At 72.0% G+C, this 25,517-nt stretch carries 23 protein-coding genes and 1 pseudogene; 10 read left to right on the forward strand and 14 right to left on the reverse strand.

Going from position 1 to position 25,517, the window contains the following annotated elements:
• Both ABZW18_RS29140 and ABZW18_RS29145 read left to right on the forward strand, forming a co-directional pair.
• The coding region (locus ABZW18_RS29140; RefSeq protein ID WP_356193172.1) for a DUF397 domain-containing protein at positions 1-129 on the forward strand (129 nt) is incomplete at its 5' end.
• A 101-nt stretch (positions 130-230) separates the two neighbouring features.
• Positions 231-446 carry a DUF397 domain-containing protein gene (locus ABZW18_RS29145; protein WP_356193118.1) on the forward strand — a complete coding sequence of 72 codons (216 nt, stop codon included), beginning with the start codon at positions 231-233 and terminating at the stop codon, positions 444-446.
• Positions 447-466: 20 nt separating this feature from the next.
• Here the strand turns inward: ABZW18_RS29145 and ABZW18_RS29150 are convergent, their stop codons facing one another.
• Both ABZW18_RS29150 and ABZW18_RS29155 read right to left on the reverse strand, forming a co-directional pair.
• Entirely contained in the window at positions 467-979 is a 513-nt protein-coding gene (locus ABZW18_RS29150; protein WP_356193120.1) for a methylated-DNA--[protein]-cysteine S-methyltransferase, read from the reverse strand.
• A 112-nt stretch (positions 980-1,091) separates the two neighbouring features.
• Positions 1,092-3,602 (reverse strand): SpoIIE family protein phosphatase, encoded by a 2,511-nt coding sequence (locus ABZW18_RS29155; protein WP_356193123.1) that lies wholly within the window; start codon positions 3,600-3,602, stop codon positions 1,092-1,094.
• A gap of 249 nt (positions 3,603-3,851) precedes the next feature.
• Between ABZW18_RS29155 and ABZW18_RS29160 the strand changes: the two genes are divergently transcribed.
• A complete protein-coding gene (locus ABZW18_RS29160) occupies positions 3,852-4,025 on the forward strand; it encodes a hypothetical protein (protein WP_356193126.1) in 174 nt (57 codons plus the stop codon).
• Positions 4,026-4,046: 21 nt separating this feature from the next.
• Here ABZW18_RS29160 and ABZW18_RS29165 read toward each other — a convergent pair whose 3' ends face one another.
• The 3 genes from ABZW18_RS29165 to ABZW18_RS29175 are packed head-to-tail and all read right to left on the reverse strand — an operon-like array spanning position 4,047 to position 8,004.
• A complete protein-coding gene (locus ABZW18_RS29165; RefSeq protein ID WP_356193128.1) occupies positions 4,047-5,933 on the reverse strand; it encodes a GMC family oxidoreductase N-terminal domain-containing protein in 1,887 nt (628 codons plus the stop codon).
• Positions 5,930-7,312 (reverse strand): hypothetical protein, encoded by a 1,383-nt coding sequence (locus tag ABZW18_RS29170; protein ID WP_356193130.1) that lies wholly within the window; start codon positions 7,310-7,312, stop codon positions 5,930-5,932. The genes ABZW18_RS29165 and ABZW18_RS29170 overlap by 4 nt, the downstream gene beginning before the upstream one ends.
• Positions 7,309-8,004, reverse strand: coding sequence for an FCD domain-containing protein (locus tag ABZW18_RS29175; protein WP_356193133.1), 696 nt, complete (start codon positions 8,002-8,004; stop codon positions 7,309-7,311). Before ABZW18_RS29175 ends, ABZW18_RS29170 begins: the two co-directional genes overlap by 4 nt.
• Positions 8,005-8,162: 158 nt before the next feature.
• On the opposite strand from ABZW18_RS29175, the gene ABZW18_RS29180 reads away from it, so the two are divergent.
• The 4 genes and pseudogenes from ABZW18_RS29180 (at position 8,163) to ABZW18_RS29195 (ending at position 13,738) form a co-directional block, all read left to right on the forward strand.
• The gene (locus ABZW18_RS29180; protein WP_356193136.1) at positions 8,163-8,978 is read left to right on the forward strand and encodes a thioesterase family protein; all 816 of its coding nucleotides are present in this window, start codon (positions 8,163-8,165) and stop codon (positions 8,976-8,978) included.
• 430 nt (positions 8,979-9,408) lie between these two features.
• A pseudogene (locus ABZW18_RS29185) lies at positions 9,409-10,287 on the forward strand (glycoside hydrolase family 16 protein); the annotation flags it as partial.
• A gap of 218 nt (positions 10,288-10,505) precedes the next feature.
• Positions 10,506-11,330 carry an HAD-IA family hydrolase gene (locus ABZW18_RS29190; RefSeq protein WP_356193139.1) on the forward strand — a complete coding sequence of 275 codons (825 nt, stop codon included), beginning with the start codon at positions 10,506-10,508 and terminating at the stop codon, positions 11,328-11,330.
• A gap of 2 nt (positions 11,331-11,332) precedes the next feature.
• On the forward strand, positions 11,333-13,738 hold the full coding sequence (locus tag ABZW18_RS29195) for a glycosyl hydrolase family 65 protein (RefSeq protein ID WP_356193141.1): 2,406 nt from the start codon (positions 11,333-11,335) through the stop codon (positions 13,736-13,738).
• A gap of 74 nt (positions 13,739-13,812) precedes the next feature.
• Here ABZW18_RS29195 and ABZW18_RS29200 read toward each other — a convergent pair whose 3' ends face one another.
• Positions 13,813-15,057 (reverse strand): aromatic acid exporter family protein, encoded by a 1,245-nt coding sequence (locus ABZW18_RS29200; protein WP_356193142.1) that lies wholly within the window; start codon positions 15,055-15,057, stop codon positions 13,813-13,815.
• A gap of 141 nt (positions 15,058-15,198) precedes the next feature.
• On the opposite strand from ABZW18_RS29200, the gene ABZW18_RS29205 reads away from it, so the two are divergent.
• The 3 genes from ABZW18_RS29205 (at position 15,199) to ABZW18_RS29215 (ending at position 17,036) form a co-directional block, all read left to right on the forward strand.
• Positions 15,199-15,924, forward strand: a complete 726-nt coding sequence (locus ABZW18_RS29205; RefSeq protein ID WP_356193145.1) for a VOC family protein — start codon at positions 15,199-15,201, stop codon at positions 15,922-15,924.
• Between the two features lie 196 nt (positions 15,925-16,120).
• Positions 16,121-16,687, forward strand: a complete 567-nt coding sequence (locus ABZW18_RS29210; RefSeq protein WP_356193147.1) for a GNAT family N-acetyltransferase — start codon at positions 16,121-16,123, stop codon at positions 16,685-16,687.
• Between the two features lie 43 nt (positions 16,688-16,730).
• Complete coding sequence (locus ABZW18_RS29215) at positions 16,731-17,036, forward strand: GNAT family N-acetyltransferase (RefSeq protein WP_356193149.1); 306 nt, start codon at positions 16,731-16,733, stop codon at positions 17,034-17,036.
• A 155-nt stretch (positions 17,037-17,191) separates the two neighbouring features.
• On the opposite strand, the gene ABZW18_RS29220 is transcribed toward ABZW18_RS29215, so the two are convergent.
• The 8 genes from ABZW18_RS29220 to ABZW18_RS29255 all read right to left on the reverse strand — a co-directional run bounded on the left by ABZW18_RS29220 (position 17,192) and on the right by ABZW18_RS29255 (position 24,803).
• Positions 17,192-17,431: a chaplin gene (locus ABZW18_RS29220; RefSeq protein WP_356193174.1), complete on the reverse strand. Its 240-nt coding sequence runs from the start codon at positions 17,429-17,431 to the stop codon at positions 17,192-17,194.
• Positions 17,432-17,646: 215 nt separating this feature from the next.
• The gene (locus ABZW18_RS29225; protein ID WP_356193152.1) at positions 17,647-18,636 is read right to left on the reverse strand and encodes a zinc-dependent alcohol dehydrogenase family protein; all 990 of its coding nucleotides are present in this window, start codon (positions 18,634-18,636) and stop codon (positions 17,647-17,649) included.
• Complete coding sequence (locus ABZW18_RS29230; RefSeq protein ID WP_356193155.1) at positions 18,633-19,496, reverse strand: carbohydrate ABC transporter permease; 864 nt, start codon at positions 19,494-19,496, stop codon at positions 18,633-18,635. Before ABZW18_RS29230 ends, ABZW18_RS29225 begins: the two co-directional genes overlap by 4 nt.
• Positions 19,493-20,464 (reverse strand): sugar ABC transporter permease, encoded by a 972-nt coding sequence (locus ABZW18_RS29235; protein WP_356193157.1) that lies wholly within the window; start codon positions 20,462-20,464, stop codon positions 19,493-19,495. The genes ABZW18_RS29230 and ABZW18_RS29235 overlap by 4 nt, the downstream gene beginning before the upstream one ends.
• Positions 20,461-21,819, reverse strand: a complete 1,359-nt coding sequence (locus tag ABZW18_RS29240; protein ID WP_356193160.1) for a sugar ABC transporter substrate-binding protein — start codon at positions 21,817-21,819, stop codon at positions 20,461-20,463. Before ABZW18_RS29240 ends, ABZW18_RS29235 begins: the two co-directional genes overlap by 4 nt.
• 130 nt (positions 21,820-21,949) lie before the next feature.
• Positions 21,950-22,711: a DeoR/GlpR family DNA-binding transcription regulator gene (locus ABZW18_RS29245; RefSeq protein ID WP_356193163.1), complete on the reverse strand. Its 762-nt coding sequence runs from the start codon at positions 22,709-22,711 to the stop codon at positions 21,950-21,952.
• 456 nt (positions 22,712-23,167) lie between these two features.
• Entirely contained in the window at positions 23,168-23,416 is a 249-nt protein-coding gene (locus ABZW18_RS29250) for an SCO4226 family nickel-binding protein (protein ID WP_356193166.1), read from the reverse strand.
• A gap of 364 nt (positions 23,417-23,780) precedes the next feature.
• Positions 23,781-24,803: a DMT family transporter gene (locus ABZW18_RS29255; protein WP_356193169.1), complete on the reverse strand. Its 1,023-nt coding sequence runs from the start codon at positions 24,801-24,803 to the stop codon at positions 23,781-23,783.
• Positions 24,804-25,517: the final 714 nt, after the last annotated feature.

A 25,517-nucleotide genomic window follows, 5' to 3' on the forward strand; every position in this document is an offset into this window, starting at 1 on the left:
GACGGCTTCCCCGGCATCGTGCCCGTCCGCGACAGCAAGGACCCGCACGGGCCGGCACTCGCCTTCCCGGCCACGAGCTGGGCGTCCTTCGTGTCCGCGGTCAAGGACGGGTCGTTCCCGACGCCATGACCGGCCCGTTCACCGCCCGCCACTGCAAGGAGCCTGCGGTCCTGTACGCGGGTGGCCTCGCCCACCTTGATCGAGTCAGCGGCAGAGGAGTACGCGAGTCCATGAGAACCGCACACGATCTGAGCACCGCTGTCTGGCGCAAGTCCTCCTACAGCAACGGTGAAGGGGGCAACTGCGTCGAGATCGCCGACGGCTTCCCCGGCATCGTGCCCGTCCGCGACAGCAAGGACCCGCACGGGCCGGCACTCGCCTTCCCGGCCACGAGCTGGGCGTCCTTCGTGTCTGCGGTCAAGGACGGATCGTGCCTGACGCCCTGACGCCCTGACGCCCTGACCGCTCAGCCGAGCTGCGGCTGCAAGGCGCCCTCGTGGGTGAGGAGGAACTGCTTGCGCTCCGGACCGCCCGCGTAACCCGACAGTGAGCCGTCCGCACCGATGACGCGGTGGCAGGGCCGTACGAGCAGCAGCGGGTTGGCGCCCAGCGCCGTACCGACCGAGCGCACCGCCGAGCGCGGGGCTCCGATCCGCTCGGCGAGCTTGCCGTAGCTGGTCGTGGTGCCGTACGGGATGGTGTCCAGCGCCTGCCACACCTGCTGCTGAAACGGTGAGCCCTGGGTGGTGAACTCCAGGTCGAAGTCCCGGAGTTCACCGTCGAAGTAGGCCCGCAGCTGCGCTGCGGCCTCGGTGAACGCCGCCGGGTCGTGCCGCCAGTCGGACCGGACCGTCGCGCCGCCCTTCTGGCCGGGCACCGACAGCGAGGCAAGGGCGACACCCCCCGGCGCGGTCGGCGACTCCTCACCCACCAGCAGGAGCTCGCCCAGCGGGCTGTCGATCGTCGTGCAGACCGTCATCGGTCTTTCCTCTCCGTGCTGTTCCGATTCACATCAACATCACCAGGATGCCCCAGCCGGTGGGGCCCGGCTGGCGGAAATCGGACGCGGCGTTGGGGCTGCTCCGCGCACGTCAGAGCGCTTGCGGTGCGGGCAGTTCCCCGTCGGGGAAGGCCTGCTCGGTCCAGATGGTCTTCCCGGACTGCGTGTAGCGCGTCCCCCATCGCTGCACCATCTGCGCGACGATGAACAGACCGCGGCCGCCTTCGTCATCACTGGCACTGTGCCGCAGGTGCGGTGAGGTGTGTCCCCCGTCCGAGACCTCGCACAGGAGGGTCCGGTCCCGGATGAGCCTGAGGTGCACCGGCCCCGTCGCGTGGCGGATGGCGTTCGTCACCAGCTCGCTGACGACGAGCTCGGTCGTGAAGGACAGCTCCTCCAGGCCCCACTTCACGAGCTGCTCCATGGCCATGGCCCTGGCCTGCGCGACGGCCTCCGGCTCGGCTTCCAGTTCCCACACGGCGACCTGCTGCGAGCCCAGCTTGCGGGTGCGGACCAGCAGCAGGGCCGCGTCGTCCTTCGTCGGGCCGCCGGGCAGGAGCTCGGTGAGCGCTCGGTCGCACAGCTCCTCCAGTGAGCTCCGATGGTCGGAGAGGACCCCCCTCAAGGCCTCGACCCCGATATCGATGTCGCGGTCGCGCGCCTCGACGAGGCCGCCGGTGAAGAGTGCTACCAGACTGCCCTCGGGGAGCTGGATGTCCAGGGACTCGAAGGGCAGGCCGCCCAGTCCCAGCGGCGGGCCGGGCGGGACGTCGGGGAAGAAGAACCGGCCATCGGGATCGACGACGGCCGGGGGCAGGTGCCCTGCGCGAGCCATGGAGCACAGCCGGGACACCGGGTCGTACACGGCGTACAGGCAGGTCACGCCGAGGCCCTCGTCGTCCTCGGGGCCGAAGCCCGGTGCATGCTCGGTCGCTCTTTCCTCGGCGCCCTGGAGGACGAGGTCGTCCAGCCGCGAGAGCAGTTCGTCGGGGGAGAGGTCCAGCCGGGCGAGGGCCCGTACGGTCGTGCGCAGCCGCCCCATCGTGGCCGCGGCGTGCACGCCGTGGCCCACGACGTCGCCGACGACCAGCCCGACACGCGTCCCGGACAGGGCGATCACATCGAACCAGTCACCCCCGACGCCCGTGACGTCGTCGGCGGGCAGATAGCGGTACGCCGCCTCGACGGCCGACTGCCCGGGCAGTCGCCGGGGCAGCAGACTGCGCTGAAGGGTCCGGGAGGCCGTGCGCTCCCGGGTGAAGCGGCGTGCGTTGTCGACGCTGAGCGCGGTACGGGTCACCAGCTCGTCGGCGAGCGTCAGCTCACCGTTGTCGAAGGGGGCCGGCGTATGACTGCGCAAGAACGTGACCAGCCCCATTGTGGTGCCGCGGGCGCGCAAGGGGACGACGAGCCGGGAGTGGACGCCGGGCAGACCGCTGATGCCGGCTCCCTTGGCGCTGTCCTCCCGGACGGCTTTGCCCGAGGACAGCGCGCGGGCCTGGGGCGATTCCGGAGCGTAGCCGATGAGGCGCGGCTCCTGCGGGAACGGTTCCGCGGTCTCGGCGGCCTCCGCGGCTTCTGCGGCCTCTTCGGCCTCCGCTCCATCGGGCACGGGACCCGACTGCTCCACGATGCGCAGGAGTGACGGCGCGGGCCGCCCCTCCGCACGGGGCTCCTCACCTTCCAGAACGCCTTCCATCAGATCGACAGTGACGCTGTCGGCGAACTGCGGTATGACCACCTCGGTGACCTGCCGTGCCGTGGTGACCATGTCCAGTGTCGTACCGATACGGACGCCTGCCCGCACCATGAGGGCCAGCCTCTGCTGAGCCCGGTAGCGCTCGGTGATGTCGAATGCGTCCTCGCACACGCCCAGCACATGGCCGCGGGCGTCCTCCAGCCGGTAGTACGAGCAGGACCAGACGTGGTCGTTATCCGGGTCGACGGGCGGGCGGCCCCGGTAGAGCAGGTCGACGACCGGTTCGCCGGTGGCCAGCACGTAGCGCATGACCTCCTCGATCGTGGACGGATAGCCCGGGGAGACGACCTCGCCCCGTGCGTACAGCTCATTCGTGCGCTTGCCGATGAACTCCTCGAGCGGCCGGCCGATCTCCTCCCCGTACGCGGTATTGGCCCAGGAAACGCGGAGGTCCGTGTCGTAGATGCCCAGGCCGACGGGGGACTGCGTGGCCAGCCCGCGCAGCATCGCCTGGTGGGCCTCCCAGAGGCGCAGCGGCTCCAGATCGGCCGCCACGAGAATGCGTGACGGGCCCTGCCCTTCCACGGCCAGCGCGCATACGGTCGTCGCCACCTGGAGCACATGGCCGTCCCGGTGCCGTGCGATGCGCGCCTCGCTGTGGCACAGGCGGCCGGGGGCCGACTCGAGCAGCCGGATCAGCTCGGGCTCCTCTGTCGGGCGGCCCACCAGCAGCGTGTCCAGCCGATGCCCGAGGATCTCGCGCGGCGGGTAGCCGAGGAGCTGTTCGGCCATCGGGCTCCAGCCGATGACCACGTCCTGGGCGTCCAGCACCACCGTGGCCGCCCTTGTGACGTCGAGCGGTCCACGGAAGTCGACGTTCTCGGCCGTGCTCCCCGCACTCATGGCATCAACCCAGCCCGGGTTCATTACCTACAGAATCGATCCCGAGCGAGGCGGGCACAACCGCAGGCGCGCGGTGATGAACCCCGCGCAGCCCCGGGCCCGCCCCTGGGCCGGACGTGTGGGTACAGAGCAGGGGTCATCGGACGACTTCCGCCGCCGGCACGGACGCACGGTGTATTGACAGGGATACGACACCGCTCATTCATCAGACATCCGATGAATTCCCGTCCTGGGTCACCTTGTCTGCTGGTGCCCAGCGATGCGGGCGGGGACGACCTGGCGCACTCCGGCTGGCCGGTCTGCCGCCTCGCGGCCTCCTGCACCGGAGTGCTGGAGGCCGCCCGGTCCCCCACCGCCGCCCTGAGCACGGGTGAGCGGGCCGGCGTCTTCTCGGGCGCGGCCGTACGGGGCTACCGCCTGTGAGCCCGGGACTCAGCCCGGGACTCAGCCCGTCACGGCCGTCCGGTCGGCGCCGACAGCGGCTTCGGCGATCGCCAGGGCCGTGGCCATGATGGTGAGTTGAGGGTTCACCTCTGGGCAGCCGGGCAGCGCGGAGCCGTCGGCGATCAGCACGCCGCGTACGCCCCGCAGCCGGCCGTACGGGTCGGCGGGCGCGGTCTGCGGGTCCGCGCCGATCGCCACCGTCCCGGTCGGATGGAATGCGGACAGATGCATCTGACGTGCACTCACCCCGCTCAGCAGACCGGCGAGTTCGGCGGCGGACCGGGCACGCGGAGCGGCCGGGATGCCGGTGAGGACCTCTTCGGCACCCGCCGCGAAGAGCAGCCTGCCCATCGCGTCGACCGCGCGCAGCAGACGCCGTCCGTCGCGCGGGTCGAGGTCGTAGCGCAACAGGCTCCGCCGGGCGCCGAGGACACGGCCCGACGGCCGGTCGGCGACCATCGCGCCGAGCGTGGCGAGGGATCCCGCGTCCTCCAGTTCCGTGCGCAGCTCGCGGCCCACACCGGGCAGGACATGTGAGCCCATGCCCGGAGGCCCGGCCGTCGCCTCGATGAGGATGCCGTCGCCGTGCAACTCCTCGACACCGACGCTCTGCAGGACGCCCTGCCAGGCGGTGACCGGTTCCGGGAAGCGCCCGGCGACGCTGCACGCCGGATGGACGGCGAGATTCCGCCCGAGTCGCGGGTGTGCGCCCAGGCCCGAGCGGCGCAGCAGCGGCGGGGACTCCAGCGCCCCGGCCGCGACGACCACCAGCGGGCTGAGGATCTCGAAGTCCGAGCCGTCGGGCCGCCGGACGGTGACACCGCAGGCGCGGGGGCCGCCGGGCCGGTCGGGGTCGGTGAGGACACGCCGTACCCGCGCCGCGGTGACGATCCGCGCCCCGGCGGCGCAGGCGTCGGGCAGTACGGACAGCTGGACGCTCTGCTTGGCGCCGGTGGGACAGCCGGCGACGCACTGGCACGAGCCCCTGCAGCCGGGTGCGTTGCGGCGCAGCGGGCCCGCCTGCCAGCCGAGCCGCTCGGCACCGAGCAGAGCCGTACGGCCGTTGCGGCCGAGGACGTCCAAGGACTGGGTGGCGACCCGCAGCGTGCGCTCGACCTCGTCGAGACGCTCGCCGAAGGACCCGGCGTCGGCGAGTCCGACTCCGAAGCTCTCCCGCCAGCGCTCCAGCACATGGTCCGGAGTGCGGTAGCAGGTACCGCAGTTGACGACGGTGGTGCCGCCGACCGCGCGGCCGACCGGCAGCACGACGGGCGGGTTCCCCAGCGCCACCGTCGCTCCGCCGTCGCGGTACAGCTCCGTGAATCTGTCCAGCGGTGCCCGCCGCCCGAACTCAGCGGTGGTGTGCCGGCGCCCCTCCTCCAGGACGACCACGCTCATCCCGGCGCGGGCGAGCGCACGGGCCGCGATGGCGCCGCCCGCGCCCGAGCCGATGACCACGGCATCGGCGCGCGACCGGTCCGGCCAGGCGGTCGACGGCACACAGTCCAGCGGCGGATCGGCGGGCGGCGGGGCACCCAGGGCGCCGCCCGGCTCCTCGTACAGCATCCGTTCGGTCCCCGCGGCCAGCATCACCGGCACCTTGACGGCGTCCAGCAGCGGCAGCAGCGCGGGCCGGGCGGCCAGCGAGGCGAGTACGCTCTCGCGCTCGGCCGGGGTGAGACGGCCCAGCCGCCGTCCGGTGCGGGCGGTGGCGTACGCGTCGATGGCCCGCGCGGCACCGCGCACCCCGGCGCGCGCGGGCCGCGGCATCGCGGCGAGCACGCCCTCCAGGCGCCGGGGGACGGCGCCGGTCCAGGGTGCTGTGCCGTCGTCGGCGAGCAGCGCGGCGACCAGGCCGCCCAGGCCGCCTCCGGATCCCGGGCTCATCGGTCACCCACCTCTGCGTGCGCGGTGCCCCGCAGGGACCATTCCGCTTCCGTGCGCCAGCGGCCCCACCACCGTTCCAGGACGACGCGCGCGTCGGCGGTCTCGCTGTTGCGGCACACGGCGGCGCCCCCGTCCGGGTCGGTGTAGTCCAGCGCGAGGGTGCGGTCCTCGGGCTGCGTCACGGTGACGCCGATCCGGCGCAGCCCGGACCGGCCGGTGACGGTCCAGACGGGCAGCCCGATCCGGGCACGGAAGCGGCCGAGGCCCGCCCAGCCGACGGCGCTGCGCTCCGCCCGCCGCGGCCACGTACGGCCGTCCTTGCGCAGCCGCAGGAACGCCAGCGGCGGGAGCCTGTCGAGCCCGGGCCTCATCGATACCGCGGCGACGATCTCCAGGACGTCGCCGTCACCGAGGTCCGCGTGCAGCCAGGCCCAGCGGCGGGCGTTGCCGTGCCCGTAGATCCGGGCGGTCGCACCCGGCGCGTCCGCCAGCCGCAGCTCGCCTCCGTCGTATCGCACGGTGCCGGTGTACGCGGCGCGGGGCGAGGGGACGATCTGCGCGGCCGGCAGCACCTCATGCCGCCAGGACCAGCGCGGAAAGGTGTAGAGGGGCTCGCCCTCGGGACGTTCGGTCAGGTCCCAGCGGAACGGTCCCGCCGCGCCGCGCAGTTGGCCGGGCCCGGCCTCGATGCCGTCGGCGGAGAAGCCGTCGGGACCCGGCTTCCACGGCTCGGGCCCGAACCGGGCATGCCGGACCGGGCCGTCGGGCGGGAAGAGGGCGACCCAGCCGTGCGCGCACGCGGGCGATCCGTCGGTGGGCGCGGTCAGTCCGTGGTGCAGCCACAGTCCGGTCCCGGTGGCCGGGTCCGTCACGGTGGTGTACCAGACCTCGGTGCGCCCGGGACGGCCGTCCCAGCGCGGCGCCAGGTGGCCCCTCGATTCCTGGGGGCGGGGGAAGCGGAAGCTCGCCAGGAACGGCAGGAGCCCGGTCGCCGGGAAGCGGAGCGTGCCCTGCCCGGCCTCCACTCCGTCGACCAGCAGAGTGAAGGGCAGCACGGTCAGGGACGCCACCGGCCGCAGCAAGGACACGGACTTCCAGCCGTCGAGGGTGTAGCCGCCCTGTGCCGTGAAGTCCAGCCGGTAGCGGATCCGGCGCCTGGCCAGAGGCGAGATCTCCAACTCGCCCCGGACATGCGGATCGTCGGCCCAGCCCGCTATCCGTATCCGGCCGGTCGCCCGGCCTTCGGTGCTGCGGTGCGGCAGCAGCACCCCGTCCGTCCGTACGGTCAGGTCGAGCCGTACGGCCCGGGGCTCGCTCTCCCCCGCGAGGCGCACCGACCCGGTCATGGTCTCCGAGAACACCGTCTCCCGGCCGTTCACCGGGCGATCCCCAGACTCTCGAGCATGATCCGCTCGGTCGCGGCCAGATACGCGTCGGCCGCCGCCCGGGCGCCGGCCCGGTCGCCCGACTCCACCGCGGCGACGATCGGTTCGAGCCGCCCGTGGGCCGCACCGGGGTCCAGGAACGGGCCCACGAGGTGGCCGCGCAGGGGCAGATAGGCGTTGAAGAGGGTGTTGGTCAGCAGGCCGTACACGCGGTTGCCGGTGGCCCGGGCCAGCGCGCGGTGCACCTCGGCGTCCGCGAGCTGCCCCGCGTCACCGCCCTCGGCGGCCGCGACGGCGCTGAGCAGCTCGCGCAGTTCGGCACGTTGCTCCCCGGTGGCCTTCGCGGCGGCGCGCTCGGCGATCAACGCGCCGATACTGCGCCGTACTTCGAAGATTTCGCCCAGCCAGTCCGGGCTGTGCCGCACCAGCATCGGCAGCAGATCGGCGCCGCCGAGCCGCGCGAAGTCGCGCACCCGGGTGCCGACGCCGTGCCGGGTCTCCAGCAGTCCGGCCTGCACGAGGCGGCCGAAGGCGTGTTTGAGGGTGGTGCGGGTGACGCCGTAGCCGTCGGCGAGCTCCCGCTCCGGCGGCAGATAGCTTCCGGTGGGGTGGCGTCCGGCGAGGATGTCCTCGCGGAGCCTGCCCTCCAGTACGTCGACGATCGTCTCGCGCGGCAGTGTCTCCACGGCTCGCTCGCTCCCTGATCGGTTGAGTGGATGAGCCACTCAACCACGCGGTATCCGTCGACACAAGAGGGTAGGACCCGATGGGTACCTGCATCGCACAACTTCTGCTACTGATAGGTAACCTGGCAGTAGTCGGGAGTCGGAGAGGGGTTTCAGCCATGGCCGTGCCGCAGGACTCGCCCGAGTCCGCGTCCTTCTTCGAACCGTTGGCCGAGAACCGTTATGCGCCGACGGCCGGCACCCGCGGCCCTTGGGACGCCGAGTCACAGCACGCGGGCCCGCCCGCGGCGCTGCTCGGCCGCGCGATCGAACGCCGGCCGGGCGCCCGCGAGGACATGCGGCTGGCCCGCATCACGTACGAGATCCTGCGCCCGGTGCCGATCCGCCCGCTCGAGGTGGAGGTGCAGGTGCTGCGCGCCGGCCGGGGCGTCGAGCTGCTGGAGGCTTCGCTGGTGTCCGAGGGCGGGGACGTGGTGATGCGGGCGCGGGCACTGCGGATCAGGGCGGCGGCCGAGCCGGTGTCCCCGGCGGTCGCACAGGGCCCGCAGGTGGCCGGCCCGGGGGAGTCCGAGGTGAAGCCGTTCTTCTCGGTGCCGTGGGACATCGGATACCACACGGCGATGGAATTCCGCTTCGCCCAGGGCGCGTTCACCGAGAACGGGCCGGCGCAGTGCTGGATGCGGCCGCGGCTGCCGCTCGTGGCGGGGGAGGAGACCGGCGGGCTGGAGCGCGTCCTGCTGGCGGCGGACTCCGGCAACGGGCTGAGCAACGTCCTGGACTTCGGCACCCATGTCTTCATCAATCCCGATCTGACGGTGCATCTGCACCGCCACCCGGTGGGGGAGTGGGTCTGCGTCGACGCCCGTACGAGCATCGACGCGGCGGGCATCGGGGTGGCGGACGCGGCGCTGCACGACGAGAAGGGGCCGATCGGCCGGAGCGTGCAGAGCCTCTTCGTGGCCCCGCGGGACTGAGGCCGCCGGGTGCCGGGTGCCGGGTGCCCGGCGTCGGGAGCCGGGCGCCGGCAGCCGGGAGCCGTGCGAGCCTGGAGACGGACCTGCATCCGGCGGGCTCGGCTGTCCGTACGCGGCTGCGCTTCTTCCTGCGCGGTCGCCATCCCGGGGCCGCCAGGAGCATGGAGTGCACCGGTGAGGCGTTCCACGCCTGGCGCCCACGCCGTGACCCGCGGGACGGCCGCCGGCGGGTGGCCGCGTAGATGGTGGAGGGGTTCGCGGCGCTGGACGGCAACGCGCACCGGCTCCTCTCCGCGCCCGGAACGGGCCTGGAGACCTGACACGAATCCTGGTCTGTACCAAAATCTTGACGCCTCGTCACCTCGCCCCTTGAATCAGGCGGTGAAGCATGTCGGGTTTCCCCGAGCTTCTCTCCCCCCACCTGGATGTGATGTCGTTGAACCCGTCCCGGAACGTCCGCCTGCGCCAACTCCTGTCCGTCCCCGTCCTCCTGGCGTTGAGCTGGACCGCCGTCACCACGGGACCCGCTGCCGCGGGCGCCGCACCCGGGCCCGCCCCCGCTTCCCCCGCGGCCACCACGGCCGCCGGCTTCAGCGACGACTTCGACGGGCCCGCGGGGTCCGCCGTCGACAGCGGCAAGTGGCAGACCGAGACGGGCGACAACGTCAACAACCACGAGCGGCAGTACTACACGGCGGGCAACCGCAACGCGGCTCTCGACGGCCGGGGCCATCTGGTGATCACCGCGCGCAAGGAGAACCCGGCGGACTACTCCTGCTGGTACGGCCGCTGCGAGTACACCTCGGCCCGGCTGAACACCGCGGGCAGATTCACCCAGGCGTACGGGCACGTCGAGGCCCGGATGAAGGTCCCGCGCGGCCAGGGGATGTGGCCCGCCTTCTGGATGCTGGGCCACGACATCGGCCACGTCGGATGGCCCGACAGCGGCGAGATCGACATCATGGAGAACGTCGGCTTCGAGCCCGGAACGGTGCACGGCACCCTGCACGGCCCCGGCTACTCCGGCTCCGGCGGCATCGGAGCGGCCTACACCCTCCCCGGCGGCCAGGCCTTCGCCGACGCCTTCCACACCTTCGCCATCGACTGGTCCCCCGACTCGGTCACCTGGTCGGTGGACGGCACCGTCTACCAGCGCCGTACGCCGGCCGACCTCGGCGGCCGCAGCTGGGTGTTCAACAAGCCGTTCTTCCTCATCCTCAACCTGGCCGTCGGCGGCTACTGGCCCGGCGACCCCGACGGCAGCACCGCCTTCCCGCAGCAGCTGATCGTCGACTACGTTCACGTGTCCGCCGGCGCCAAGGGCAGCGGCGGTGGCGGCACCGGCCGGAACGCCGGCCCGGAGGCGAAGGACCGCGGCTGACCGCGGCTCCGCGGCCGGCCGGGGCGTAGACCTCCGGCGCCGGCCGGCCGCACCGCACCCCCTGCGCGCCCCCGTCTCCGCCCCGCTGGCCCGGAGCAGCCCGCCCGTGTTCCATGGAAGGGAGACCCTGGAGGAGGGACACGGCGATGGCGCCGACACCTGCCCGGCGCGGAGCAGCACCCGACGAGCGCCCGCCGAGCCTGGGATCCGTGCAGGCGGTGGTCTTCGACACCGACGGTGTGATCACCGACTCCGCAACGGTGCACGCCGCGGCCTGGAAGGAGGCCTTCGACGCCTGCCTGCGGGACTTCCCGCCGGCCGACCCGGCCGCCCGCCGCCCGTTCGACCCCGGTGAGGACTACCGGCGCCACGTGGACGGCAAATCCCGGCTGGACGGAGCCGAGGCCTTCCTGGTCTCCCGCGGACTGCGGCTGCCCGCCGGGGACCCCGGAGATGAGCCCGGCACCTCCACCGTCGCGGCCGTCGCGGCGCGCAAGGAGCAGTTGTTCACCGCAATGCTGCGGGAGCACGGCGTCGACGCCTATCCGGGCACCGTACGGCTCCTGGACGTGCTGAACGGCCAGGGCCTGCCGTGCGCGGCCGTCTCGGCCTCGCGGCACGCCCCCGAGCTGCTGTCCGGCGCCGGAGTGCTGGACCGGTTCGAGGCGCTGGTGGACGGCACCGAGGCCGCGCGCCTGCGGCTGCCCGGCAAACCGCATCCGGCGCTCTTTCTCGAGGCCGCACGACGGCTCGGCACCGGCCCCGCCGACACCGCCGTGATCGAGGATGCGCTGGCCGGCGTCGAGGCGGGCCGGCGCGGCGGATTCGGCCTGGTGATCGGCGTGGACCGGACGGCGGAACCGACCGGCGCCGCCGATCTGCTGGAGCACGGAGCCCATCTGGTCGTCCGCGACCTCGCCGAGCTGCTGTCCGGCCCCGCCGTTCCCCGCACCGGGCCCCCGGGGGGCTGACGATGCCCGGGTGGACCTGGGAATACGTCGGATACGCCCCGGCCGAGGAGCGGCTGAGGGAATCGCTGTGCACCCTCGGCAACGGCTACTTCGCCACCCGGGGCGCGGCGCCCGAATGCGTCGCCGACGATGTGCACTACCCGGGGACGTACGCCGCGGGCTGCTACAACCGCCTCGTCTCGATGGTGGCCGACCGGCAGGTCGAGAACGAGGACATGGTCAACCTGCCGAACTGGCTGCCGCTGCGCTTCCGCGTCCGCACCGGCGGAGGCTCCGGAGCGTGGTTCTCCCCGGACGCCGCGGAACTCCTGGAGCACCGCCAGACCCTGGACCTGCAGAGCGGCATCCTCACCCGCCGTCTGCGCTACGAGGACGCGGACGGCCGGCGGCTGCGGGTGGACCAGAGCCGCCTCGTGCACATGGAGGACCCGCACCTGGCGGCGCTGCGTACCGAGTTCACGGCCGAGGGCTGGTCCGGTGAGGTGGAGGTGGAGTCGGCCCTCGACGGCGAGGTGACGAACGCGGGCGTGCACCGCTACCAGGACCTCAACGGCAGCCATCTCACCCATGTCGAGACCGGGGCCGTGGAACCGGAGACGATCTGGCTGCGCTGCCACACCAACACCTCCGACATCGGCATCGGCATGGCCGCGCGCACCACCGTCACCGGGCACGCGCCCGCCACGTACCCGGTCTCCCGGCTGCACCTCACGCATCTGCGGGCCGCACATGTGCTGCACGTACCGGTCGAGGACGGCCGGGCCACCACCGTCGACAAGATCGTCGCCCTGCACACCTCCCACGACCCGGCGATCGGCGATCCCGTCCAGGCGGCCGTGGACCAGGCCGTCGGTGCTCCCGGCTTCGCCGGGCTGCTGGACTCCCACCGGGCCGCGTGGGAAGTGCTGTGGCGGCGCGCGGAGTTGGAGGTCCCCGGCGAGGCAGGCCTCATCCTGCGGCTGCACCTGTTCCACGTACTCCAGACGCTCTCGCCGCACACCGAGGACCTGGACGTGGGGGTGCCGGCCCGCGGACTGCACGGCGAGTCCTACCGGGGCCATGTCTTCTGGGACGAGCTGTTCGTCCTGCCCTTCCTCAATCTGCACTTCCCCGAGGTCTCCCGGGCCCTGCTGAACTACCGTCACCGGCGGCTGCCGCAGGCCTGCCGCGCGGCCGGTGACCTGGGGCGGGCCGGGGCCATGTACCCCTGGCAGAGCGGCAGCGACGGGCGCGAGGAGACCCAGCAGCTCCATCTCAACCCGCGGTCGGGCCGCTGGCTGCCGGACCACTCCTGGCTCCAGCACCATGTCGGCTCCGCCGTGGCGTACAACGTGTGGCAGTACTGCGAGGCGACCGGAGACACCGAATACCTCCAGACCAAGGGCGCGGAGATGCTGCTGCAGATCGCCCGCTACTGGGCCGACAGCGCCGTGCTCGACCCCGGCTTCGGCCGTTACTGCATCCGGGGCGTGGTCGGCCCCGACGAGTACCACGACGCCTATCCGGACGCCGCCGCGCCGGGCCTGGACGACAACGCGTACACCAATGTCACCGCCGCCTGGGTGCTCGGCCGGACGCTGGATCTCGTAGGCGGTCTGCCCGAGCCGCGACGGCAGGAGCTGTTCGAGCACACCGGGGTGACGGATGACGATCTCGAGCGCTGGTACGACGTCTCCCGGCGGCTGCGGGTACCGTTCCACCAGGGTGTCATCAGCCAGTTCGACGGCTTCGGCGATCTCGTCGAGCTGGACTGGGGCGGCTACCGCGAGCGGTACGGGGACATCCGGCGGCTGGACCGGATCCTGGAGGCCGAGGGCGACACCGTCAACCGCTACCAGGCCTCCAAACAGGCCGACGTCCTGATGCTCGGCTACCTCTTCTCACCCCTCGAGCTCTCCCGGCTGTTCCGGCGGCTCGGATACGAGCTGGACGACACGACCTGGCAGCGCACCGTCGACTACTACCTGCACCGCACCAGCCACGGATCCACCCTCAGCGGACTCGTCCACGGCTGGGTGCTGGCCCGCGTACGGCGCGCCGAGGCCTGGACCTTCGTCCGGGAAGCCCTGGAGGGCGACGTCGCCGACCTGCAGGGCGGCACCACCGGCGAGGGCATTCACCTCGGTGCCATGGCCGGGACCCTCGACCTGGTGCAGCGAGGGCTGACCGGCCTCGAGACCCGCGACGACGCTCTCTGGCTCGACCCCGTGCCACTGCCGGAGCTGTCCGAGTACGGCTTCTCCCTCCGCTACCGCGGGCACTGGGGCGTGGACCTGCGCCTGCGGCGCGGCAGGATGCGGATCGGCGTCCCGGCCTCCTCGGAGCCGCCGATCCGGGTGGTGCTGGGAGGCCGGTCGATCACCATCGCCCCCGGCGAGGCGTTCCGGCTGCGACTGCCGTACGGGTGAGCGCCGTCGGTCGGGACGGACGAGCCGTCAGCCGAGACGGGCGAGTCGTCAGTCGAGGCGGGCGGCCGCCGCCGTCAGTCGGGCCGACGGCGACGGGGCCACGCCCGCCGGCCGAAGGAGCGCGCCGCATACCGCATCCGGCGGACCGGAGTCAGTCCGCCGGGGGCCTGCCGGTGCCGGTCGAGCTCCTCCACCAGCCACTGGGAGCGCCGTTCGACATCCAGCTCGTTGAGGAGCCGGTCGACATTGGCCAGCAGGGCCCCGTGCAGCTCCCACCGGTCCCGTTCCTCCGCGGAGCGGCTCAGCAGCAGGTCCGCGATCCGCTGCCGGTCCTCGCGCCCCTCGGCCAGCGCCCGGGCCAGTTCCTCCTCCGCCACCTCGGCATTGGAGCTGACCTGAGCGGTGATCAGGCGCCCGAAACTGTCCACGGCGTCCGCGATATGGGTGAACAGCTCGCTCAGAACCGCCGCCACCTCCCCCTCGTACACCGGCTCGTTCTGCTGCCGGTGGGACAGATCCGTCAGCGACCGGCACAGCGTGCGCAGCACCACGGCGCAGATCTCGAGCGTGTCGAGTCCGCTGCGCAGCACCAGCCGGGCGAGAAGGCCGTCGCGCACCCGCGGATTGAAGCGCATGCTTTCTTCGGCCCTGTTCAACGCGGCGTCCACCTGGGCGATCTCGTTGTCCAGAACGCGCGCCGCATGGAGCCAGCGCACCGCGTCGTCCCGGGTCGCCCCCCGCTCCAGCTCACGCGAGATCTGCATCAGCAGAGACCGCATCCGGCGGGCCAGGTCCGCGATGGCCTCGCCCGCGGGTTCCACGAGCACCGGGGGAGCGACCAGCGCGTTGAGCAGCACTCCGGTCACGGCGCCGATCAGTGTCTCGGCCACCCTGCTCCAGGCCGCCTGTGCCACATGCGAGACACCCAGGACGAGCATCGCGCTGATCGCCACCTCCGGCACGAACTCGTCGACCCGCACCACGTGGCCGATGACCAGCGAGGCGAGGATGAGCAGCCCCAGGCTCCACCAGCTCAGCCCGACCAGCGCACTGAAGCCCGAGGCGATCAGCACCCCCGCCACCACGCTGTTCACCCTGCGCAATCCCGTGGTCAGGGTCGCGTACAGGCTGACCTGGACGACCAGCAGCGCCGTCAGCGGAGCGAGCAGCGGCGGCGGACCGCTGGTGATGAGCCAGTCCGCGGCCGCGAAGGCGAGCGTGGCGCCCACCGTGCAGCGCACCGTCTGTACGACGATCGGCTCGTTGCGCCTCCGGGCGAGGTCGATGAGGGGCTCCGGGACTCCTGGCACAATCCCCATATATCCCACCAGGATCAGGACGAACACCGGCCACGGCCCATCCGGTGGGGCCGATGGGCGGAGCGAGCCGGTGAATGGGACAGTGGCGACATGTCGGCCTCAACACATGCGGTACACGGAGCGCCGTGCTGGGTCAGCTTGATGACGCGTGACCTGGAAGCCGCGCATAACTTCTATGCAGCGGTACTGGGATGGACCTACCGGACCGGGTCGCTGGGGCCGGATTTCTCCGTGGCCCTCGCCGGCGACGTGCCCGTCGCCGGCATCGGAGCCCTCGCGCACACCATGGGGGTCCCCGTCTCCTGGACCGCCTACTTCGCGGTCGACAGCGCCGACGTCACGGCGGCCCGGATCCGCGAGCGCAGCGCCACGGTGGCCGTCGGGCCCCTCAGCATCGGCAAGGGCCGGGCCGCGCTGGCGGCCGACCCGGCCGGCGCCGTGTTCGGCTTCTGGGAGGGCGAGGTGCTCCCGGGCTGGCAGGTGGGGCTCGGTCAGGCCCCGGCATGGCTGGAGCTGCGCACCCGCGACGCCTTCGCCTCGGCCATCTTCTACGGGCAGGTCTTCGACTGGGCATCCGGCCGTCCGGACTGCTGCGAAGTCGACTACGAGGACGACGCGGTGTTCGTACGGTCCGGCGGGCACATTGTGGCCAGTCTGCGCGGCGGCGCTGTCGAAGCGGACCCCGACCCCCAGGTACGGCCGCGCTGGCACGTCTACTTCCGGGTGGCGGACGTGGACGCCGCCGCCGAGGCGGCCGTACGCGCGGGTGGCACGGTCACCTTCCCGCCGAGCGACTCCCGCATAGGGCGGGAGGCGACGTTGCGTGACCCGCACGGCGGTCTCTTCACGGTGACCTCCACGGTCTAGGCACGGGGTGCGGGCCCGCGCTCGTGCGGACGGGCCGAGGCGAACGGACGGGGTGAGGCGACGGGCGGCGTCCCCCGCCCGCACGACCGCCGCCCCGGCCCACCCGCCGTCCACAGCGCCGCAGCCAGGCCGGGCAGAGGCCAGGCCGGAGTGCGCCGACAGGCCGTCCCGGCCCGGGGCGGCTAGCGTGAGCAGCATGCAAGCAGCGCTGCGTACGGAACGCCTCGTGGTGCGCTCCTGGGCCGTCTCGGATGCCGAGGCGGCGCTGCAGATCTACGGCGCCGAGGAAGTGGCGCACTGGCTGACGCCCGCCATGCACCGGGTCGGCGATCTGCCCGCCATGCGGGCGGTCCTCCAGGCGTGGGAGGAGTCGCAGCCCAATCTGGTACGTCCCTCGGGACGGTGGGCCGTCGAGCGGCAGGAGGACAGCCGCGTGGTCGGCGGCATGGTCATCCGGATGCTGCCGCCCTACGACGAGGACCTCGAGATCGGCTGGCAGCTCAGCCCCGACGCCTGGGGGAACGGCTATGCGACCGAAGCTGCGAACGCGCTGGTCCGCTGGGCATTCGAGCAGGGCGTGGACGAGCTGTTCGCCGTCTCCCGGCCCAACAACACCAAGGCAGCGGCCACCGCGCGCAGGATCGGGATGGAGTGGGTGGGGGAGACCACGAAGTACTACGGCATGCGGCTCGAGGTGTACCGGATCCGCCCCTCGGACCTGGAGGAACCGGTCCGGATGCCCACGGACGACATGACCCGGTGACCCGGGCACGGGACCGACCGAGAACCGACCGGATGGAGCAGTTGTGGATCCCCGTGTCTCCGACAGCGCCGAGCGGTCGCGCTTCGAGATCTTCGACGGTGACGATCTCGCCGGATTCGCCGAGTACCACCGCTACCGGGACGAGCTCGCGCTGACCCACACCGAGATCGGCTCCCGCTTCGAGGGCCGCGGGCTGGGCGGGACGCTGGTGCGCACGGTCCTCGACACGGCGCGGGAGCAGCGGCTCGCGGTGCTGCCTTACTGCCCCTTCGTGCGCCGCTGGATCCACCGGCACCCCGAGTACGTGGACCTCGTACCGGCCGCGCACCGCGAGCGGTTCGCGCTCTGAGGACGCTCTGAGGGACGTTCGGGCGGACGCCCAGGGCGGCGGACCCGGTGTGGCGCCCGCCGTCCCGTCGGCGGGCGCCAGCTGCGTGGGGCGGGAGGCCCGAGCTCACAGCCCGCCACCCCACAGGGACGGACCCGTCCGGGTCCGACCGGCTGCTACCGGTTGGAACAGGCGTTGCCGACCGAGGGGTTCAGCACGCCGACCACGCTGACGGTGTTCCCGCAGGCGTTGACCGGCACGTGGACCGGGGCCTGGACGACGTTTCCGGACAGGATGCCGGGGGAGAGAACGGCGGTGCCGTGCGCTCCGGAGTCGGCAACGGCGATACCGGCGGCACCGGAGAGGGCGGCACCGGCAGTGGCGGTGAGAACAGCGGCCTTGGCAATACGCGACATCACGCGAAACTCTTTTCTCAGTCGTACAGAACGAAGATCCCCGGCCCGCTGGAGGCAGGGAAACTGATTAACGCACCGCACCCGGAGGAGTTGCGCCCGCCGTGGGTATTAGCCCGATCGGGTGGATGTGGCCTTCGACGGCTCCGGCCCCGCCTGCGCGTGCGCGGCCGTGTCCACCCCCATGACCAGGGCCGGAGCCGTAGCCGATGGCCCGCTCAAGGCTCGACCACGATCTTGCGCCCCTGACCGGACCGGAACTGGTCGAGTGCCTGCGGGTACTGCTCCAGCGGCAGCCGGTGGCTGATGAAGATCTCCGGGTCGAGGACCCCGGCCGCGAAGAGCCCGGCCGCGCGCTCATAGCTGTGCAGCACGGCCATGGAGCCGGTGATGGTGATCTCCTGGTTGTAGATCCGGTACGGCTCGATGGTGGCCCTGGTCGCGTAGTCGGAGACGCCGAACTGCAGGAAGGTCCCCGCCTTCGCCACGCGTCCGAGGCCGTCCTGGATGGCCGCCTGGTTGCCGGTGGCGTCGATGACCACGTCCCAGCCGCGCGGCCGGTCCAGCTCGTCGGCGGAGGCGGCGGCACGGGAACAACCCAACCGCTCCGCCGTGGACAGCCGTTCCGGGTTGACGTCCAGCATGTCGACGCTGGTGGCGCCGGTGCGCTTGGCCAGCTCCAGCATCATCAGACCCATCGTGCCGGAGCCGTAGATCAGCACTTCCGCGCCCAGCCGGCTGCCGAGCACGTCATAGCCGCGGACCGCGCAGGACAGCGGCTCGATCAGCGCCGCGTCCCGTACGTCGACATGGTCGGGCAGGCGTACGCAGTTGGCGACCGGCGCCAGGGCGTACTCGGCGGCGCCTCCGGAGACGCTGACGCCGATCGCCGCCCAGCGGTCGCAGAGGTTGTTGTGGCCGATGCGGCAGTAACGGCACTCGTGGCAGTACAGGGAGGGGTCGACGGCGACCCTGTCGCCGACCGCCAGTTCGGTCACCTCGCTGCCGGTCTCCACGATCTCACCGGCGAACTCATGGCCGGGCACGATCGGAAGTGTGGGGGCGAACTCGCCCTGGAGGATGTGCAGATCGGTGCCGCACAGCCCGCATGCGGAGACGTCCACCACGACCTCCCGCGGTCCCGGTTTGGGGTCGGGGACGGTGGTGACGGTGACCTTGCCGGGGGCTTCGATGAGCGCGGCCCTCATTTGACGGCTCCTAGGGAGAGGCCCTGGACGAGCTTGTCCTGGGCGGCGAAACCTGCGGCGAGCACCGGCAGGGAGATGATGGTCGACGCGGCGCACAGCTTGGCGAGGAAGAGCCCTTCGCTGGTGACGACGCTGGTCAGGAAGACGGGTGCGGTCTGGGCGGTGACGCTGGTGAGCACCCGGGCGAAGAGCATCTCGTTCCAGCTGAAGATGAAGCAGATCAGCGCCGTGGCGGCGATGCCGGGACCGGCGATCGGGGCGACGACCCGGGCGAGGACCGTCGGCAGCCGGGCCCCGTCGATATGGGCGGCCTCGATGACGGACACCGGGACATCGGCGAGGAAGGACTGCATCATCCAGACGGCGATCGGCAGGTTCATCGACGTGTAGAGGATGACGAGCAGCCAGATGTTGTCGAGCATTCCGGTGTTCTTGGCGAACAGGTAGACCGGCAGCAGCCCGGCGACGACCGGCAGCATCTTGGTGGACAGGAAGAAGAACAGCACATCCGTCCACTTGCGTACGCGCCGGATGGACAGCGCGTACGCCGCCGGGAGCGCCAGCACGAGCACGAACACGGTGGAGACCACGCTCGCCGTCGTGGAGTTGATCAGTGGGGGCCAGGGGGTCGCTCCGCCGCCCGCGCCGAAGAATTCCCGGTATCCGTCCAGGGTGAGGGACGCGCCGAGCGACGGCGGGTTCGTGGCGGCGTCGGCCTCGGAGTGCAGCGAGGTCAGCACCATCCACGCCACGGGCAGGAAGAAGGCGACGCCGGTGAGCCAGGCCAGCAGGCCCAGCGCGGCGCTGCGGCGCCGGGCCCGGCGCGCGGCGGGCGGCAGGGGGAGAGCGGTGGAGGTCATGCGCGCGACACCTCATCGCGGAAGAGGGAGGAGACCACGCGCAGCGCGAAGGTCGCGATGACGATCGAGCCGATCACGACGAGCACTCCGGCGGCCGACGCCAGCCCGTACTCATGGGCCTCGTAGAAGGTGGTGTAGATGGTGTAAGGAAGGTTGGCGGTGTCCAGTCCGCCGCGGGTGATGGTGAAGACTGCGTCGAAGTTCTGCACGATGTAGATCGAGCCGAGCAGGACGCCGAGTTCCAGGTAGCGCCGCAGATGCGGCAGCGTGAGATAGCGGAAGATCTGCCAGCTGCTCGCGCCGTCCAGGCGGGCCGCCTCCACCATGTCCAGGGGGCGGCTCTGCAGCCCGGCCAGCAGGATCAGCATCATGAACGGCGTCCACTGCCACACCAGCGACGCCTCCACTGCGACCAGCGGCATGGACGAGGTCCAGTCAGGCTGAGCGGGTGTGGTGTCGCCGAAGAGCCCGGCGAGCCAGTGCAGAGCGCCGTTCAGCAGCCCGTACTCCGGGTTGTACAGCGCATGTTTCCACAACAGGGCCGCGGCGGCGGGGACCAGGAGGAACGGTGCGATGAGCAGGGTGCGGACCATGCCGCGCCCGAAGAACGTACGGTCCAGCAGCAGGGCCAGCAGCAGCCCGATGACCACGCTCACGATGACCACGGTGGCGGTCAGCAGGGCGGTCGTGAGGACCGAGTCGCGCAGATCCGCGTCACCGGCCACGGTGGTGTAGTTGGCGAGCCCGGTGAAGCGGCGGGAGCCGGGGGCGAGGGAGTTCCAGTCGAAGAGGGAGATCACCAGCGTTGCCACGAAGGGCAGTTGGGTGACGGCGATCAGGAACACCAGGGCGGGCAGGAGCGGGGCACGGGTGGCCCAGGCCTTCAGAGCGCGCGACCGGCGGGGCGGCGCGGCGCCGGGGAGCGGGGACGGCGCGCGGTGGGTGCGCGCCTTCAGCACAGTGGTCATCGGTCGCGGTACTCCTTGCCGACCTTCTCGGCCAGCTGCTGAGACTTCTTCAGGGCCTCGCCGACGGACTGGCGGCCGGCGATGGCGGCGCTGATCTCCTGGGAGACCTTGGTGCCGAGATCGGAGAACTCGGGGATGCCCACGAACTGGATGCCGATGGTCGGCCGCGGCTGAACACCCGGGTCGCGGGGCTTGGCGTTGCGTACGGACTCCTGGGTGACCCCGGCGAACGCTCCGGCTGCCTTCAGATAGTCGGGGTTGTCGTACGTGGAGGCGCGCTTGCCCGCGGGCACGTTCGCCCAGCCGAACTCCTTGCCGACCAGAGCCTCGTACTCCTTGCCCGATGCCCAGGAGATGAACTTCCAGGCATTGTCCGGGTTCTTCGAAGCCTTCTGCAGCCCCCAGGCCCAGGTGTAGAGCCAGCCGGAGCTCTCCGTCCTGTCGACCGGGGCCTGTACGTAGCCGATCTTGCCCTTCACCGGGGACTTCGCGGCCTCCAGGGGGCCCGCGGCGGCCGTCGCGTCGTACCACATGGCGGACTTGCCCTGGGTGAGACTGTTCAGGCACTCGGCGTATCCGGCCTGGGCCGCGCCCGACTCACCGTGCTTGCGCACCAGGTCGACATAGAACTCCGTCGCCCTGGTGAACTCCGGTGAGGTCAGCCGGGCCTGCCAGTCCTTGGTGAACCAGGTGCCGCCAAAGGTGTTGACCACCGTGGTGAGCGGAGCGATCAGCTCACCCCAACCGGGCTGCCCGCGCAGGCAGATGCCGTTCATGCCCGGCTGCGCGCCATCGGCCTTCGCGGCGAGCCCGGCCACCTGCTTCCAGGTGGGCCGCGCGGGCATCTTCAGGCCCTTCTCCTCGAAGACGTCCTTGCGGTACATCAGGAAGGACGACTCACCGTAGAAGGGCTCGCCGTAGAGCTTGCCGTCGTCGGCGGTGAGGGACTCGCGCATCGGCGGGAGAATGTCGGCCTGGTCGAACGCCTTGTCCTTGGCGACGTGGTCGTCCAGGGGGAGCAGCCACTCGTTCTTGGCGTAGAAGGGCACTTCGAAGTTGCTGATGGTGGCCACGTCGTACTGCCCGGCCTGGTTGGAGAAGTCCTGACTGATCTTGTCGCGGACGTCGTTCTCCGGCAGCACCGTGAAGTTGACCTTGATTCCGGTCTTCTTGGTGAAGTGGTCCGCGGTGAGCTTCTGCAACTCGACCATCTGCGGGTTGTTCACCATCAGCACATTGATGGTGTCTCCGCCGGCGGAACCGGTTCCGCCGGCTCCGCTGCACGCCGCGAGGAGTGCCCCGGCGGCTGCGGCCACAACGGTGGTGCGTAGGCCGCGTCGTCCCTGGACAGGCATGAGAGTCTCCCGACTGCTCGTGTGGGCTGGGGGTTTCGGCGGGCGGTGGCGGTTTTGGGCGTACGGAACCGGACCACCCGCGGTGTGGTGGAGGGATGAGGCTGGAGTAGTCGGTGGCGGTGGGTGCGGCTCACACCCGCAGTACGTGGGGCCCCAGGAGGGAGTAGCGGTGAGCCTCGGTCAGCGGCAGGCCCGTATCGGTCACGATGGCCTCGACATCGGCCACTTCGGCGAACCGGCAGAAGCTGACGGCCCCGAACTTGGTGTGCACCCCGGCGAAGATCCTGCGCCGCGCCACCCGCATGACCTGTGATTTGACCTCGGACACCGCTGGGTCGGGTGTCGTCAGGCCGTGGCTGCGGGAGATGCCGTTGGCTCCGATGTACGCCAGATCGATGACGAAACCGGACAGCATGCGGGTCGCCCAGTGGTCGACGGTGGCCATCGTGCCGCCCCGGACCCGGCCGCCGAGCAGGAGCACGGTGGCGTGCTCGCGGGTCGCCAGCTCGCTCGCCACCGCCAGCGAGGCCGTGACCACGGTCAGCGGACGGTCCCGGGGCAGTGCTTCCGCGATGAGCTGGGGGGTGAAGCCCTCGTCGACGAAGACCGTCTCCGCGTCGCCGAGCAGATCGGCGGCGGCGGAGGCGATCCGGGACTTCTCCGGTACGTGCATGGTGGTGCGGAACGCCAGGGTGGTCTCGAAGCCCGCGCTCTCCACGGGATAAGCGCCACCGTGCGTGCGCCGTACGAGCCCGTGCTCCTCCAGGGCGTGCAGATCCCGGCGGACCGTTTCCTTGGACACACCGAAGTCCGCGGAGAGCTTGGCGACATCGACGGACCCCGCGCGCCGGGCCTGCTCGAGAATCCTTCGCCGTCGTTCCTCGGCGTCCACTCCGCACCTCCCTCGTTCTCGGCCGGACGGATGCCCGTTCGGGCTCCCGAGAACGTTTCTACAAGTGCGAACGTGCGGTGACCAGGCTCGTCACCGTAACGATCGTGACCGTTTGCGCCCGTTTCCCTCGGGGCATTCTGGCTGCACAGCACGGGGAAGCGCGGTTCCGGCGAGGTCGGCGGGTGCCCGAGGGAGCGTCCCGGAGGCCCACTTCGTGCCCGTTCCATGCGATGACGGCAGCCGCCGGACCCGGGCGGCAACCCGCGGCGACCGCGGACCGCCCGGCACGGTAGGGCCCTACGGTCCCCGCCCGGGACGCCGGAAAAATGGCGCGGTACTCGGTGGCGAGAACCGCGCCTGACCTCCGCTGTCCGTCTCCCGCGCTCGTTCCGGCGCGCAAGTCACACCCGTCCCCGCCCTGCCGACTACGGGCGGGGAGGCTTCACGCCACGGGCGTCATACCGAGTACGGCACCGGGTGCACCTCGCTGGCCGGGTGCCCCGTCCTCTCGTGAATGCGCTGCACCGCTTCCTTCGACGGGCCCTCGGACAGGCAGTAGACGGTGCCCGACTCGGGGTCGGCCCAGGCTCGTTCGAAGTGCACGCCCTCCTCGGCCTCGATGGCGAGGTCGGCCTGGTGAGCGGCTTTGAGCTCTTCGGCCGTGATCCCCTCCATGCCCTGATGGATGTCCATGAACTTGGTCATTGCTCCCGCACCTCCGGATTCTCTGTGCGCTTCCCGGCCTCGCGCGATCCGCTCGCCCGCCGACAGCGGAAACCGGGCCGTCGTGTCGGACAGTTCCGGTCCGGTGGCCGGCAAGGTGCCAGAGATCCAGGAGCCGTCACCGAGTACCGCGTCGGGCGGTCGGTGAAGCCTTCCGCGTATCCCTGGTCCAGCTCGGCCGTCGTCGTCTGCGTACCACCGCCCTGCCCTCGGCAGGGTGCCGGACATGGACGGCCCGCCTCTGCGCGCGACACCCGCACCAGGAATGGCCTGTGCGCTCCACGCTACGCCGGTCCGGCTCCGGCGGTGTGACCGGAGACCGGACCGGGGGAGGAGGCGAGCCGCGTCAGGTCGGGGTGAGCAGGCCGGGCCGGTCCTCCGGGCGGACCGCCGCGTGCTGGGCGGGAGCCCGGGGGGAGGGGACCCGGACCGCGGACGGGCCGCCGGCGGTCGCACCGTCGGCTCCGACGGACGCTCCGGCGGCGTCGGCAGTCGCGGCAGCCGCGACCGGGGGCGGGCTGCCGGCCACCGCGGAGGACCGCTGCCGCGCGGCACCGTCGACGGACAGAACCACCAGTCCCCAAGCGGTGAGCAGGCCGGCGGCGAGTGCCGGCAGGGGACCCGCCGAGCCGTGGCCGAAACTCTCGTCCAGCATCACGATGCCGACCGTTGCCGCGACCACCGGATTGACGACCGTCACGGTCGCCAGCGGCGCGGTCAGTCCTGCCCCGCGGTAGGAGGCCTGCGAGACGCCCAGCCCGGTGACGGCGAACAGTGCGATCACACCCAGGCCCGGCAGGCCGGCCGCCACGGAGGACGGCGACCACCCCTCGGCCACCGTTTTCACGAACACCGAGGCGACACCGAAGGACACACCGGCGGCGATGGCCAGGGTCACGCTGCGTACCGCCGGCCGGCGCACCCGCCGGCTCGCCAGGGCCAGGGCGGCTACGGCGGCGGCGGCGCTCACCGCCAGCGTGAACTGCTGGTCGGCGGAGAGCGGCCGGGAGCGGTCCGGGGCGACAAGCAGCAGAATTCCTGCCAGCCCGACCGAGACCATCAGCGCCCCGCGGAACCCGGCGGCCGTGACCGGCCTGCGGACCAGCAGCGCCGCCATCGGCAGTACGAAGACGACGGTCAGCACACCCAGCGGCTGGACCAGTGTCAGCGGCCCGAAACCCAGTGCCAGGACGTGCAGGGCCGCGCCCGCTCCGTTCAGGGCGACCGCGACCCACCAGTCCCGCCGCCGCATCAGCGCGGACCGCCCCTCCGCCGCGGTGGCCGCGACGCGCTCCTGGACGATGGCGGCCGCGGCGTACGACACCGCCGACACCAGGGACAGCAGCACCGAGAGCGTGAGGGAGCTCATGCCGGGTCCTGGCGGGGCGACGGGTTGCTGGTCATATCTCCAACGATGGCCGACAGGCGGGTAGATGTCGTCCTCTTCCGGTCGGGTCCCGGGGTACATCGCGCGGAGTACGCCGGGCGGCCGCCTCACCCCACCGGTGGATCTTCGCGCGGCCCCTCAGGGTCGTACGGTGCGCGGACCGGGCCATGGCGCGCGCCCGGGGCGGGTGCGGCGCGCCCGCTGCGACGACTCCGCGCGACGCTCGGCGTCCGGAGAACCGGCGCGGGCGCGGGTCCCCTCTCCCTCCGCCGTGGCGGAGGGGCCCGCGGAGGGCATCGAACGGGGAGATACGGGTCTGAACCGGCGTCGACGGGGTACCCATCGTGTTCGTCGGCGGTAGCCGCCGCACAGAGTTCCGAGATGTCCGGGAGGCATGTGATGACCACTCCCCGCCCCGACCCCGTACCACCCGTGCCCACCCCTCCTCCCGACCCCACAGGACCGCAGCCCGGTCCGGGCCCCGGGCCCGTACCCACGCCGGAACCCGATCCGATTCCGCCGGTCCCGCCGGGGCCGACCACACCCGACCCCGTACCCGGGCCGGAGCCCCTGCCCGCCCCGGCTCCTCCCGCCGGAACCGGAAGGAGCTGACCCGTGGATCTGCTCGATGCGTTCGACACGGCGCGGGCGGAGTTCGGCGGCCGGGTGCACGGGGTGGGAGCCGACCAGTGGTCG

The organism is Streptomyces sp. NPDC004647, from assembly GCF_040609575.1.
Classification (GTDB): domain Bacteria; phylum Actinomycetota; class Actinomycetes; order Streptomycetales; family Streptomycetaceae; genus Streptomyces.